The organism is Chromobacterium subtsugae (genome assembly GCF_001676875.1).
Taxonomy (GTDB): Bacteria; Pseudomonadota; Gammaproteobacteria; order Burkholderiales; family Chromobacteriaceae; genus Chromobacterium; species Chromobacterium subtsugae.
The window spans coordinates 135,250-149,338 of sequence record NZ_JYKA01000006.1 but is presented as its reverse complement, the minus strand read 5'-3'; the positions used below and the strand labels follow the sequence as shown (position 1 = coordinate 149,338).

The 14,089-nt window shown below is 65.3% G+C and carries 10 protein-coding genes; 4 read left to right on the top strand and 6 right to left on the bottom strand.

Features of this window, described 5'->3' with window-relative positions:
• Window positions 1-95: 95 nt before the first annotated feature.
• From deoC to mutY, 3 genes are all read right to left on the bottom strand, one after another.
• Window positions 96-863, bottom strand: a complete 768-nt coding sequence (gene deoC, locus MY55_RS10135; RefSeq protein WP_065202323.1) for a deoxyribose-phosphate aldolase — start codon at window positions 861-863, stop codon at window positions 96-98.
• Between the two features lie 234 nt (window positions 864-1,097).
• On the bottom strand, window positions 1,098-3,302 hold the full coding sequence (locus tag MY55_RS10130; RefSeq protein WP_047237087.1) for a RelA/SpoT family protein: 2,205 nt from the start codon (window positions 3,300-3,302) through the stop codon (window positions 1,098-1,100).
• 93 nt (window positions 3,303-3,395) lie between these two features.
• Window positions 3,396-4,439, bottom strand: a complete 1,044-nt coding sequence (gene mutY, locus MY55_RS10125; protein ID WP_081284670.1) for an A/G-specific adenine glycosylase — start codon at window positions 4,437-4,439, stop codon at window positions 3,396-3,398.
• A 129-nt stretch (window positions 4,440-4,568) separates the two neighbouring features.
• Here mutY and MY55_RS24540 point away from each other — a divergent pair, with 129 nt between their 5' ends.
• Entirely contained in the window at window positions 4,569-7,025 is a 2,457-nt protein-coding gene (locus MY55_RS24540; RefSeq protein ID WP_065202322.1) for a THUMP domain-containing protein, read from the top strand.
• Between the two features lie 114 nt (window positions 7,026-7,139).
• Here MY55_RS24540 and MY55_RS10115 read toward each other — a convergent pair whose 3' ends face one another.
• Together MY55_RS10115 and MY55_RS10110 are read right to left on the bottom strand one after the other, a co-directional pair.
• Window positions 7,140-7,727: a hypothetical protein gene (locus MY55_RS10115; protein ID WP_197465961.1), complete on the bottom strand. Its 588-nt coding sequence runs from the start codon at window positions 7,725-7,727 to the stop codon at window positions 7,140-7,142.
• Between the two features lie 18 nt (window positions 7,728-7,745).
• Window positions 7,746-8,369: a hypothetical protein gene (locus tag MY55_RS10110; RefSeq protein ID WP_047238720.1), complete on the bottom strand. Its 624-nt coding sequence runs from the start codon at window positions 8,367-8,369 to the stop codon at window positions 7,746-7,748.
• Between the two features lie 193 nt (window positions 8,370-8,562).
• Between MY55_RS10110 and MY55_RS10105 the strand changes: the two genes are divergently transcribed.
• The 3 genes from MY55_RS10105 to MY55_RS10095 all read left to right on the top strand — a co-directional run bounded on the left by MY55_RS10105 (window position 8,563) and on the right by MY55_RS10095 (window position 11,416).
• Window positions 8,563-9,165, top strand: coding sequence for a MarC family protein (locus tag MY55_RS10105; protein WP_043576605.1), 603 nt, complete (start codon window positions 8,563-8,565; stop codon window positions 9,163-9,165).
• 145 nt (window positions 9,166-9,310) lie between these two features.
• Window positions 9,311-10,636 carry a dicarboxylate/amino acid:cation symporter gene (locus MY55_RS10100; protein WP_047248814.1) on the top strand — a complete coding sequence of 442 codons (1,326 nt, stop codon included), beginning with the start codon at window positions 9,311-9,313 and terminating at the stop codon, window positions 10,634-10,636.
• Between the two features lie 150 nt (window positions 10,637-10,786).
• Complete coding sequence (locus MY55_RS10095; RefSeq protein WP_244270674.1) at window positions 10,787-11,416, top strand: redoxin family protein; 630 nt, start codon at window positions 10,787-10,789, stop codon at window positions 11,414-11,416.
• 80 nt (window positions 11,417-11,496) lie between these two features.
• Here MY55_RS10095 and ppsA read toward each other — a convergent pair whose 3' ends face one another.
• Window positions 11,497-13,884, bottom strand: a complete 2,388-nt coding sequence (ppsA, locus tag MY55_RS10090; RefSeq protein WP_065202320.1) for a phosphoenolpyruvate synthase — start codon at window positions 13,882-13,884, stop codon at window positions 11,497-11,499.
• Window positions 13,885-14,089 lie beyond the last annotated feature (205 nt).

Genomic DNA, 14,089 nt, shown 5'->3' with positions numbered 1-14,089 from the left:
AAACCCATTGCGCGGCAAAGCGAAAACGGCAATGGGCGGTGCGGCCGGGAAATCGCCCGGCCAGAGTGCGGTAGTCCCGCGAATTCGTGGGTGGATCAGTAGCCGGCAGTCGGCTTGGCCACGCCGCCGGCGATCTCGGCCTGCAGATTGGCCAAGAGGCTGGACGCGCCGAAGCGGAAATGGTCGGCATTGACCCAGGCGTCGCCCAGCAGGCCGCCGGCCAGTTCCAGGTATTGCTTGGCCTCGGCCGCGCTCTTCACGCCGCCGGCGGCCTTGAAGCCGCACTTGCCGCCCTGCTCGCGGATCACGTTCAGCATCACGTCCGCGGCTTCCAGCGTGGCGTTGACCGGCACCTTGCCAGTGGAGGTCTTGATGAAGTCGGCGCCGGCGCGGATGGAGATTTCGCTGGCCGCGCGGATCAGCGCCGCGTCTTTCAGCTCGCCGCTTTCGATGATCACTTTCAACAGCTTGCCGCCGCAGGCTTCCTTGCAGGCCTTCACCAGCTCGAAGCCGATGTCGCGGTCGCCGGCCATCAGCGCGCGGTACGGGAACACCACGTCCACTTCGTCGGCGCCGTAGGCGATGGCGGCGCGGGTTTCGGCCACCGCGATGGCGATGTCGTCATTGCCGTGCGGGAAGTTGGTGACGGTGGCCACCAGCACTTCCGGGCAGCCGGCTTCGCGCAGCGTCTTCTTGGTGATGGGCACGAAGCGCGGGTAGACGCAGACGGCGGCCACGGTGCCGTCCTGGCTCTTGGCCTTCTTGCACAGCGCGATCACCTTGGCGTCGGTATCGTCGTCGTTAAGGGTGGTCAGGTCCATCAGCGACAGCGCGCGGCGCGCGGCTTCAATCAGTGCAGACATGGTCTATCTCTCTCGAAATGCGGCCAATGGATAAAAACCGCGGCCGGCATGACGGCGGTTTGCCAAAGGCAATGACATGGATTATGAAAATTTCTTCACGTGAAAGCAAATCGCAAACAACTGCGGCTTGCTTAAACGCAAACCGCCCGGCATCGCCGCGGCGGCCCCTGGAAAGCCAAACCGGCCGAAACGCCCGACAGACGGACATTTCAGCCGGCTTGGCCGCATCAAGCGTCACACCCGGCGCGCTTCCTGCACGCCGGACAATTCCATCAAGCGCGACAACACCCGGCTGATGTCCTGCACATTGCGCACCTCCACCGTCAGGCGCAGCTTGCTGCGCAAATCGCGCGACAGCGTGTTGACGCCTATCAGGTTGAGCTTTTCGCGCGACAAGGTGTCGGACAGGTCGCGCAGCAGGCCCGGCCGGTCCTGCGAGATCACCTCGATGTCGATCGGGAACACGCTGTTCTTCAGCTTGCCCCATTCCGCGGCGATCAGCCGCTCCGGCACCTCCTGCGACAGCTTCTTCAAGGTGATGCAGCTGCTGCGGTGGATGGAGATGCCGCGGCCCTTGGTGACGAAGCCCATCACCTGGTCGGGCGGCGCCGGCTTGCAGCACTTGGCCAGCACCGTCATCAGGTTGTCGACGCCCTCGATCAGCACGCCGCCGGTTTCCGGCCCGCCCTTGCTGGCCTTGACCAGGCTCTCCGGCAGCACTTCCACCGTCGGCGGCGGCGCGAAGCTGCCGATGGCGTTGGCCACCGCGCGGGTGGTCAATTCGCCGTGGCCCAGCGCGCCGTGCACTTCCTCCAGCTTGTCGTAGCCGAGCTTCTCCGCCAATTGCTGCAGATTGGGCTGGATGTGCGGCCGGCGCGCCAGTTCGCGCTCGAACAGCGCCTTGCCGGTTTCGCGCACGGTGTCGGCGTTTTGTAGCCGGATGTACTGGCGGATGCGGGAGATGGCGCGATGGCTCTTCACCCAGCCGTCGTGCAGCCAGTTGACCGACGGGCCGCCTTCCTTGGCAGTGAGAATCTCCACCCGCTGGCCGTTTTGCAGCGGCGTCGACAAGGGCACGATCTGGCCCTCCACCTTGGCGCCGCGGCAGCGGTTGCCAAGGCCGGAGTGGATCGCGTAGGCGAAATCGATCGGCGTGGCGCCCTGCGGCAGCGCCAGCACCCGGCCTTGCGGCGTCAGCACGTAGATGGTGTCGGCGAACAGCTCGGTCTTGAACGCCTCGGCCAGGCCTTCGCGGTCGGACATCTCCTCGCGCCAATCCAAGAGCTGGCGCAGCCAGGAAATCTTTTCCTCGTAGGCGGCGTCGCCCTTGCCGCCCTCCTTGTAGCGCCAGTGCGCGGCCACGCCGAATTCGGCGTGCTCGTGCATGTCGAAAGTGCGGATCTGCACTTCCAGCGCCTTTTCCTCCGGGCCGATCACCGCGGTGTGCAGGCTGCGGTAGTTGTTGGCCTTGGGGTGGGAGATGTAGTCGTCGAACTCGCCGCGTATCGGCTGCCACATGCCGTGGATGATGCCCAGCGCGGTGTAGCAGTCCGGCAGCTTGTCCACCAGAATGCGCACCGCGCGGATGTCGTAAAGCTCGGTGAAATCGAGCTTTTTCTTCTTCATCTTCTTCCAGATGGAATAGATGTGCTTGGGCCGGCCGGCCACTTCGGCCTTGACGCCGGCCTTGCGCAGTTCCTCGCGCAGGATGTCCAGCACCCTCTCGATGTAGTCGATGCGCTCCAGCCGCCGCTCGTCCAGCAGTTTGGCGATCTTCTTGTAGGTGTCCGGCTCGGTGTGCCTGAGGCCCAGATCCTCCAGCTCCCACTTGATCTGCCACACGCCCAGCCGGTTGGCCAAAGGCGCGAACAGCTCCAGCGTCTCGCCGGCGATGCGGCGGCGCAGCGCCTCGTCCGGCACCTGCGCCAGGTAGTGCATGGTCTGGGTGCGCCAGGCCAGCTTGATCAGCACCACGCGGATGTCGGCCACCATCGCCAGCAGCATCTTGCGCATGGTTTCGGCCTGGCGCGCGCCGTCTTCCGGCGTGGCCATCTTGTCGATGCGCGCCAGCTCGGTGATGCGGCGCACGCCGCCGACGCCGTCCACCAGCATCGCCACCGTGGGGTTGAAGGTTTCGGTCAGCCACGCCTGCCACTCCGGCTTGAAGTCGGGCGCGGCGAACATCAGCGTGGCGACGATGGCGTCGGGCAGCAGGTTGAGGTCGGCGACGACCGCGGCGGCGGCCACCGCGTGGGTGAACAGGTCTTCGCCGGTGGCGGCGACGGTCTTGCCGGCGTACAGCTCGCGCGCGGCGTCGAAGGCGCGCGCCAGCAACGCGCCATCCTCGGCGGGAAAGGCGGCGGACATATGTTCCAGCCAGCGCGCCGGATCGGCGGCGTCGGCCAGGGTATCGGCAACGGTGCGGACTACGGAAACCATATCTGTCTATCTGGACGGACCTGCCGTCTTAGCCACGGCCGGGCGGGCCCGGCCATCGGATTTGCCACATGGGCGGGATGCGCCCCGCCCTCTTCAAACTTGCGCCAGCCTCAACAGCAAGCGGCGAACCGGCGCCGGCACGCCGGCATCGACAGCCTGATCCAACGCCAGCCACTGGCCGTCGGCCTCGGCGGCGCCATGCGCCCGCAGCTGGTCGATGCGCACCGGCTGCGGCGTGATGATCAGGCGAAAATGGGTGAATACATGTTCCAGCTCCGGCCAGGCGGGCAGCATGTCGCCATCGCCGCGCGCGTTCAGCCAGTCTTCTATTTCGAGCGTCGCGCCGAATTCCGGCAGCGACAGCAGGCCGCCCCAGATGCCGGTGGGCGGCCGCCGCTCAAGCCACACCCGGTTGCCGTGGCGCGCCAGCAGCATCACCGTCTGCCGGGTCGGCACCGTTTTTTTCGGCCTGGGCGTCGGCAGCTCGCCGGTGCGCCCTTCCCGCGCCGCCACGCAGCCATCAACCATCGGACAGGCGGCGCAGGCCGGCTTGCCGCGGCAGCAAACGGTGGCGCCCAGGTCCATCAGGCCCTGCACATACGGCTGGATGGCCGCCGCGTCGGCCGGCAGGATGTCCTCCGCCAGCGCCCACATCCGTTTTTCGATCGCCTTGTCGCCGGGAAAGCCATCGATCCCGAAGCAGCGCGCCAGCACCCGTTTGACATTGCCGTCCAGAATGGTTTCCCGGCGGCCGAAGGCGAAGGCGGAAATCGCCGCGGCGGTGGAGCGTCCGACGCCGGGCAGCTGCTCCAGCCGCTCGCGCTCGGGCGGGAAGCTGCCGCCGAACTCGGCCATCACCATCTGCGCGGCCTTGTGCAGATTGCGCGCCCTGCTGTAGTAGCCCAGCCCGCTCCATTGCGCCAGCACGTCGTCTACCGGCGCCGCGGCCAGGCTCGCCACATCGGGAAAACGGGCGAGAAAGCGCGGATAATAATCCAGCACGCTCTTCACCTGCGTCTGCTGCAGCATGATCTCGGACAGCCAGACGCGGTAAGGGTCGCTGACCTGCCAGGGCAAATCGTGGCGGCCATGCCGCCGCTGCCAGTCCACCAGGCGGGTGGCAAAACTGCTGTGCAACATTGCAATCCAGTATCGAATCGAACCGGTCATGTTAGCGGAAAGCCTGAGCATCACCAAGCAGGCGGCGGCCAAATACGTTAAAATTAAAGGATTACTTACAAGTTTGATCATGTCGAGGTCGTTTCAATGTCCAGTTTCCGTTCCCGCCAGCGCAATAACCAGCGCCGCGATCTAACCAGCCGTGAACGCTCGGCCAACTCGCCGGCTGGCGGAAACCAAAGCCCGCCGGCGGCAAGCGGCAAACCGCCGCGCGCCGACAAGCGCCAGGACGCCGGCCAGCCGCGCGCGCCCTACTCCGGCCAGCGCCCAGGCCCGGGCAAGCCGGACTGGAAACAAACGCCGCGCCAGGGCGAGCGCAGCTTCGACAAGCGCGGCCCGGCCGCGCGCGCGCCGCAGGAAGGCGGCTTCCAGGACAAGCGTTACGACCGCGACCGCGGCCCCTCCGGCCGCAAGCCTATGCCCGCCGACGACGCCCGCGCGCCGGCCTTCCGCCGCGAAGACCAGCCGCAGGACAAGCGCTACAGCCGCGACCGCGGCCCGTCCGGCCGCAAGCCGCTGCACACCGAAGACGCCCCGCCGCGCCAGTTCAAGCCGCGCGCCGAAGGAGAACCGCGCCGCGACGACAAGCCGCAATGGCAAAACCGCGAAGACAGCGCGCCGCGCGACGACAACGGCCCGCGCAAGCTGTTCGGCAAGGGCGGCGACAACCGCCCGCCGCGCGACGACAAGCCGTGGCAGCCGCGCGAAGAACGCGCGCCGCGCCAGTTCGATAACCGCGACGGCGAGCGCGACAACCGCTTCCGCCGCGACGACAAGCCGCAATGGCAGAACCGCGAGGAGCGTGCCCCACGTCAGTCCCACGACCGCGATGGCGAGCGCGACAACCGCTTCCGCCGCGACGACAAACCGCAATGGCAGAACCGCGAGGAGCGCGCGCCGCGCGACGACAACGGCCCGCGCAAGCTGTTCGGCAAAGGCGGAGACAACCGCCCGCCGCGCGAGGACAAGCCGTGGCAGCCGCGCGAAGAGCGCGCGCCGCGCCAATTCGATAACCGCGACGGCGAACGCGATAACCGCTTCCGCCGCGACGACAAGCCGCAATGGCAAAACCGCGAGCAGCGAGCCCCGCGCGAAGACCAGCCTGCGCGCAAGCCGCTGTTCGGCAAGCCGTCCGCCGACCGCGACGCCGTGGAGCGCGACAACCGCTTCCGCCGCGAAAACCATCACGACGAGCGCCCGCGCCAGCATCCGTCGCAAGGCCTGCAACCGTTCGGCGACAGCCATCGCGTCGACAGCCCGGAGCGCCGCCAGCAGTTCGAGCAGCGCCGCCATGACAAGCCGCAATGGCAGGCCAGCGGCAGCAAGCCGGAAATCACCCTGACCGGCCGCCTGGACAGCAAGCTGGCGCTGTTCGCCCCCTGCCCGCGCGGCCTGGAGGCGCTGCTGGCCGACGAACTGAAGGCGCTGGGCGCCGACGACATCGCCCCGGCCGACGGCGGCGTGGCCTTCGGCGGCGACGCCCGCCTGATGATGGCGGTCAACCTGCACTCGCGCACCGCCAGCCGCGTGCTGCTGCGCCTGGCTCACGGCCCCTACCACGCCGAGCAGGACATCTACCGGCTGGCGCTGAGCGTGGACTGGCCGCGCTGGTTCGACGTGTCGCGCACCATCAAGCTGAAGGCGGACGGCATCGCCGCCCGCGTCAAGAGCCTGGACTACATCGCGCTGACGGTGAAGGACGCGATCTGCGACCGCTTCCGCCAGGCGCAGCTGGGCCGCCCGAATGTCGACACCCGCGCGCCGGACGTGCGCGTCAACGTGTTCCTCACCGCCGATACCGCCACCATCTACCTGGACACCAGCGGCGAGCCTCTGTTCAAGCGCGGCTGGCGCGAAGAGGCCGGCGAGGCGCCGCTGCGCGAAAACCTGGCCGCCGGCATCCTGATGCTGGCCGGCTACGACGGCAGCCAGCCGCTGATCGACCCGATGTGCGGCAGCGGCACCTTCCTGGTGGAGGCCGCCGACATCGCGCTGAACCGCGCGCCGGGCCGCAACCGCCGCTTCGGCTTCGAAGCGCTGGCCAGCTTCGACCAGGTCGGCTGGGAAACGCTGCGCCTAGCCGCGAGCCAGGCTGAGAAAGCGCCCGCCGCGCTGGACATCCGCGGCTCCGACCGCGACAAGAAGATGATCGCCATCGCCCGCGCCAACCTGCAGCGCGCCGGCCTGGCCGGCCTGGTGGAAGCCATGCCCGCCGACATCCTGGACGTGCGCCCCGGCGCGCAAGCCGGCCTGATCGTCAGCAACCCGCCCTACGGCATCCGCCTGGACGAACTGGATCAGCTGGCCGCCTGGTATCCGCTGCTGGGCGACTGGCTGAAGGCCCACTTCTCCGGCTGGACCGCCTGCCTGTTCAGCGGCGACCTGCGCCTGGGCAAGCTGATCCGCCTGTCTCCCAAGCGCCGCACGCCGCTGTACAACGGTTCGCTGGCCTGCCGCCTGTTCGTCATCAATATGGTGGAAGGCAGCGCGCGCAAGCAAAAGGACGGCGGCGAAGCGGCCGACGACGACGCGGCCGAAGAATAATCGGCCGCCTCAGCCGCCATCCGCTCGCACTGCGGCCGGATGGCGCGAAAAGGGCCGGGAAGGCGTCATGCCCTCCCGGCCCTTTTTATGCCCGCCCGCCGCCAGCGGCGCGCGTCAGTTCTTCGCCAAGGCCTTGCGGAAGTCCTCGTCCGCCAGCAACTGGCTCACCAGCTTGCGATACAGGCCCTCGTACTGGCTGGCCGCCAGCGGAATGGCCACCGCGCCGATGAAGGACGACTCCCACTGCGACTTCGCCTCCACCTTGCGGTCGTAGCGCACGGCGCCGTCGCGCGTCACCACGAAGCGCGCGGCCAAGGCCGCCGTGCCGGTCGACATCGCCGGGTCCAGCGCGTTTTCCAGCAACTCGCCGCTCACTTGCGCGCCCGACTTGTCGTCGAGCAGGCCCGCCGCCTGCAATTCGGCCTTCAGCGTCGCGCCCAGATACTGGGAGAAAGAGCCGTCGGTCGGCGCCGTCAGGCTGTTCGCGCCGCGCACGCTGAGGCTCTTGTCAGCGTCGGCGCTCAGGCTGGCCGCCGGCTTGAACGCGCCTACCGCCACCGGCGTCAGATTGCTCTCGCGGATCTTGGCGATGTTTTCCATCGACGGCTTGGCCGGAGACATCACCATCTGCGCGCAGCCGGTCAGCAGCAGGGAAGACGCGCCGAGCAGCGCCACGATAGCCAGTTTGATGATTTTTTGCATGATGTGCCTTTTGCTTGATTAATTGCCGAATCCGCTGTCCTGCGACAAATCGCGCAGCGCGTTGCTCAAGACTTCATGAGTCATCTGCAGCACCGCCTCGCCGACATTGGCCGACTTTTTCGCCCCCGCCGGCGGCTCGGCGTTGCCTATCGTGGTGTGGATGGCGTGCCGCGCCGTCTTGACTATCGGTTTGCTGCTGCCCGCCGGCAGGTAGCTGACGGTGCAGACATAGCCGTCGGTCACCGCGGTGCCGACCGCGCCGAAGGTCAGTCCGGTGACGAAGCCGCCGGCATTGCCCTGGTTCAGCGGGATGTTGTTCAGGCTGATGTTCAGAATCGGCGCGCCAGCGGTCGGCTGGGTTGCCACCGCGGAGAACAGGCCCGATTCCGCCACCTGGGTCTTGACCGCGGCCTGCAGGAATTCGGTGGCGCGCGGCACCGGCATGCCCTGGTTCTGGAATTCGAACACCAGTTGCACCGGCTGCGGCGACGCCGGTTTTTTCAGCTCCGACACCGGCACATTCTTGGTGGCGGTGTCGACATAGACGCTGGCGCAGCCGGTCAGCAGGGAGCTGCCTGCCAGCAGACATGCTGCGAACCAGCGATTTGCGCCGGAAAAAAGCTTATAATTTTTGAATATCATGTAAATATCTCTGCGAGTCAGCACGCTAAAAGAAAATAAAACACAAAGCGGACAATCCGCCATCGTATCTTCACGGACTGGCAGTCTAACAAAAGCCGCCGCTGAAAATACATTGTCATCGAAATAATTTTTAACACAATCACCATGACGGCCGGGACGCTTGCCCCGGCGTCAACCGAGCCGCCGCCACGACATGCAAACTTCCTTCCTGTCCGCCACCATCCTGCTGATCCTGATTACCGATCCGCTGGGCAATATCCCGCTGTTCATCGCCGCGCTCAAGCAGGTGAAGCCGGAACGCCGCCGCCGCGTGGTCTACCGCGAATGCCTGATCGCCTTCCTGGTGCTGACCATCTTCATGCTGTTCGGCCGCAACTTCCTCGAACTGATGCACCTGACCGACGAGTCGATGCGCATCGCCGGCGGCGTGATCCTGTTCCTGATCGCCATCAAGATGATCTTCCCCGGCGAAGGCAGCGTGTTCGGCGGCGACAAGCTGCACGGCGAGCCCTTCATCGTGCCTATCGCCATTCCGCTGATCGCCGGCCCGTCGGCGATGGCCACCGTGCTGCTGCTGTCCACGCGCGAGCCGGGCCGGATGCTGGAGTGGATGGGCGCGCTGACCATCTGCATGCTGGTCACCACCGTCACCTTCCTGTTCTCCAGCCGGCTGCAAAAACTGCTGGGCGAACAGGCGATCACCGCGCTGGAGCGGCTGATGGGCCTGGTGCTGACAGCCATCTCGGTGGAGATGCTGCTCAGCGGCTTCGCCTCCTATCTGAAGCAGCTGCACTGAGCCTGGCCATTGCGGATAAGTCGTCAGGGTTATCCCCGATAGGGATATCGACAATGCTCCCGACTTGAGTCAGTTGTTAGCATCGGATGCAAATGGGCCAACAAGAGCCCGCATTCCATGCAACGCAACGCCAGTCGGGACAAACATGCAAACCAAGACTCCGTTCTATTCGCGCCTTTACGTACAGGTGTTGATCGCCATCGCCGCCGGCGTGCTGCTGGGCAGCTTCATGCCCGATTTCGCCGCCAAGATGAAACCGCTGGGCGACGCCTTCATCAAGCTGATCAAGATGCTGATCGCCCCCATCATCTTTTCCACCGTGGTGGTCGGCATCGCCAAGATGGGCGATATGAAGGAAGTCGGCCGCGTCGGCGTCAAGTCGCTGCTGTACTTCGAAGCCGTCACCACGCTGGCGCTGGTGATCGGCCTGATCGTGGTCAACCTGCTGCAGCCTGGCGCCGGCCTCAACATCGACCCGCACACGCTGCACGCCAAGGACATCGCCAAGTTCACCGCTGGCGCCAAGGACATGAACACCGTGGACTTCCTGCTGCACATCATTCCGGACAGCGTGGTGGGTGCCTTCGCCAGCGGCGAGATCCTGCAGGTGCTGACCTTCTCGGTGCTGCTGGGCCTGGCGCTGACCAAAATGGGCGACAACGGCAAGAACATCGTCCACATCCTGGACGAGTTCTCGCACGCGCTGTTCGGCGTGATCAACATGCTGATGAAGCTGGCCCCGATCGGCGCCTTCGGCGCGATGGCCTTCACCATCGGCAAGTACGGCATCGGCTCGCTGAAACAGCTGGGCTTCCTGATGGCCTGCGTGTATCTCACCTGCTTCGCCTTCGTCTTCATCGTGCTGGGCGCCATCGCCCGCTTCTCCGGCTTCAGCCTGTGGAAGTTCCTGGTCTACATCAAGGAAGAAATCCTGCTGGTGCTGGGCACCTCGTCGTCGGAATCGGCGCTGCCGGGCATCATGAAAAAGCTGGAAAACCTGGGCTGCGCGAAACCGGTGGTCGGCATGGTGGTGCCCACCGGCTACTCGTTCAATCTGGACGGCACTTCCATCTACCTGACCATGGCGGCCATCTTCATCGCCCAGGCCACCAATGTGAACCTGACGCTGGGCGAGGAGCTGGCCATCATCGGCGTGCTGCTGCTCACCTCCAAGGGCGCGGCGGCGGTGACCGGCGGCGGCTTCATCACGCTGGCCGCCACGCTGGCCACGCTGGGCGGCAAGCTGCCGGTGGAGGGCCTGGCGCTGCTGATCGGCATCGACCGCTTCATGTCCGAAGCGCGCGCCATCACCAATCTGATCGGCAACGGCGTCGCCACCGTGGTGATCGCCAAGTGGGAAAAGGCGCTGGACGTGGAGAAGATGCGCCTGGTGCTGGAAGGCGGCGAGCCGCCGGCCCCGCCCAAGGAGCGGCGGGAAGCCATGCCGGAGCCGGCGCTGCAAACGCGCTGAGCCTCGCTTCAGCTAGCTGTCGAACCCGTTGCGAAGCGGGTTTTTCGTTTCATTTAGGACGAAATCCTTGATTTCGCCGTCTGCTCGTCCACGATGAAAATTCGAGGAGGAGCGCATATGGAAGACTTTTGGATACAGTATGGCGATGACATGCTGCCCGTCATCGGCGATTTCCCGCGCAAGGGAAACTACCTGCCCAGCTTCATGCTGGTGGACGACCAGAAACACGACGCCGCGCTGGAGAGCTTCTCCCACACGCCCAAACTGATCGTCACCCTGCTGTCGGTGGACGAGGACGAACACGCCGGCCTGCTGCTGCTGCGCGAAACCCGGCGCTTCCTCGACAGCTGGCCGCACCTGAAGCTGATCGTGATCACCGTCGACTCGCCGTCGTCGCTGGAACGCGCGCGCCACGAGCACGGCCTGCCCAATATCGCGCTGCTGTCCACGCTGCGCGGCCGCGATTTCCACAAGCGCTACGGCGTGCTGATCACCGAATACCCGCTCAGCGGCTACACCGCGCCGTCCATCATCCTGGCCGACACCGCCAACGTGGTGCACTACTCGGAGCGGCTGGCCAATACCCGCGACTTCTTTGACTTCGACGCCATCGAGAAACTGCTGCAAGAAGGCGAACAGCAGGCGATGGCCGCCGAGCGCGAGGCCGAGGAGGCGCGGCAGCAACAGGATGCGGAGCGGGAGAAAGGCACCGAGCGGCTGTTGGAGAAGGCCAAGCAGATCCAGGACCAGCTGGGCAGGAATATCGACCCCGGCCGCTGACGCGATGCCGGCGCCGGACAAACAAAAACCGCCCGTTGCCGGGCGGTTTGTTTGACTTTACTGATGGATTATCGACAGCCTTAGCTGTTCAGTTCCTTGGCCAGGTAGAGCCAGGTTTCCACCACGGTGTCCGGATTCAGCGACACCGTCTCGATGCCCTCTTCCACCAGCCACTTGGCGAAGTCCGGATGGTCGGACGGGCCCTGGCCGCAGATGCCCACGTACTTGCCCATCTTGCGGCAAGCCTGGATCGACATGTGCAGCATCGCCTTCACCGCCTCGTTGCGCTCGTCGAAGGTGCTGGCGATCGGGCCGCCGGAGTCGCGGTCCACGCCCAGCGTCAGCTGGGTCATGTCGTTGGAGCCGATCGAGAAGCCATCGAAGTGCTGCAGGAACTGCTCGGCCAGCACGGCGTTGGCCGGCAGCTCGCACATCATGATCAGGCGCAGGCCGTTGTCGCCGCGCTTCAGGCCGTTGTCGGCCAGGATCTCGACCACCTTCTCCGCTTCGGCCAGCGTGCGGACGAACGGGATCATCACTTCCACGTTGGTCAGGCCCATCACGTCGCGCACCTTCTTGATCGCGCGGCATTCCAGCTCGAAACAGTCGCGGAACGATTCCGCCACGTAGCGCGCCGCGCCGCGGAAACCGATCATCGGGTTTTCTTCATGCGGCTCGTACAGCTGGCCGCCGATCAGGTTGGCGTACTCGTTGGACTTGAAGTCCGACATCCGCACGATGACCTTTTTCGGATAGAAAGCCGCGGCCAGCGTCGACACGCCTTCGGCGATCTTGTCGACGTAGAAGTCCACCGGGCTGGCGTAGCCGGCGATGCGGTCGGCGATGGTCGCCTTCAGTTCCGGAGTCTGCTTGTCGAATTCCAGCAGCGCCTTCGGGTGGATGCCGATCTGGCGGTTGATGACAAACTCCATCCGCGCCAGGCCTACGCCTTCGTTCGGCAGCTGGGCGAAATCGAACGCCAGTTCCGGATTGCCGACGTTCATCATGATCTTGACCGGCGCCTTCGGCATCTTGTCCAGTTCCAGATCGATGATTTCCACGTCCAGCAGGCCGTCGTAGATATTGCCGGTGTCGCCCTCGGCGCAGGACACGGTCACTTCCATGCCGGCCTTCAGCACGCGGGTGGCGTCGCCGCAGCCCACTACCGCCGGAATGCCCAGCTCGCGCGCGATGATGGCGGCGTGGCAGGTGCGGCCGCCGCGGTTGGTGACGATGGCGGCGGCGCGCTTCATCACTGGTTCCCAATCCGGGTCGGTCATGTCGGTCACCAGCACGTCGCCCGGCTTGACCTGATCCATCTCGGACGCGTCGCGGATGGTGCGCACGGTGCCCTGGCCGATCTTCTGGCCGATGGCGCGGCCTTCGCACAGGATTTCGGACTTGCCGTTCAGGCGGTAGCGGCGCAGGGTGTCCTTGCGGTCTTCCTGCGACTTAACGGTTTCCGGACGCGCCTGCAGGATGTACAGCTTGCCGTCCAGGCCGTCGCGGCCCCACTCGATGTCCATCGGGCGGCCGTAGTGTTTTTCGATGATCAGCGCGTACTGGGCCAGTTCGGCCACTTCGGCGTCGGTGATCGAGAACTGCTTGCGCAGCTCGGGCGCCACATCCACGGTCTTGACCGAGCGACCGGCTTGCGAAGCGTCGGTGAACTCCATCTTGATCAGCTTGGAGCCCATGGTCTTGCGCAGCACCGCCGGGCGGCCGGCGCGCAGCGTCGGCTTGTGCACGTAGAACTCGTCCGGGTTCACGGCACCCTGCACCACGGTTTCACCCAGGCCGTAAGAGGCGGTGATGAACACCACGTCTTCAAAGCCGGATTCGGTGTCGATGGTGAACATCACGCCGGCCGCGCCGGTATCGGAGCGCACCATGCGCTGCACGCCGGCGGACAGGGCCACCACGTCGTGGGCGAAGCCCTTGTGCACGCGGTAGGAGATGGCGCGGTCGTTGTACAGGGAGGCGAATACGTGCTTCATCGCATCCTTGACGTTGTCAAGGCCGCGGATATTCAGGAAGGTTTCTTGCTGGCCTGCGAACGAGGCATCGGGGAGGTCTTCGGCGGTGGCGGAGGAGCGCACGGCTACCGAGATGTCGGCGCCGCCGGCATCGGCGACCATCTGGACCCAGGCTTCCTTGATGTCGGCATCCAGCTTGGCAGGGAACGGGGTGTCGATGATCCACTGGCGGATTTCCTTGCCGACGCGGGCCAGCTCGCTGACGTCGTCGATATCCAGCTTGGCCAGCGCGGCGCTGATCTTGTCCGCCAGGCCGTTGTGCTGAAGAAAATCGCGATAAGCCTGGGCGGTGGTGGCGAAGCCACCTGGTACCCGCACGCCGGAACCGGCCAGCTGACTGATCATTTCACCGAGGGAGGCGTTCTTGCCGCCTACCTCTTCCACATCGGTCATGCGCAGCTTCTCGAACCAGATGACGTAGTTCTCTGCCATCACTTCACTTCCTGTGTTGGATTGGGACGATAGGGCCGCATTCTAGCCGAATTACGCGCCGATTGCGTAGCAACTTTTGCAGCGCACAAGACTTAATTGCGACAAGAGAACGGTTTAAGCCAATACAATCAAACGGTTGATCTCAAAACCGCCGCGCAATCAATGATATTGTCATGTAGTTTGAAGATTACATGTCAAAAACGGG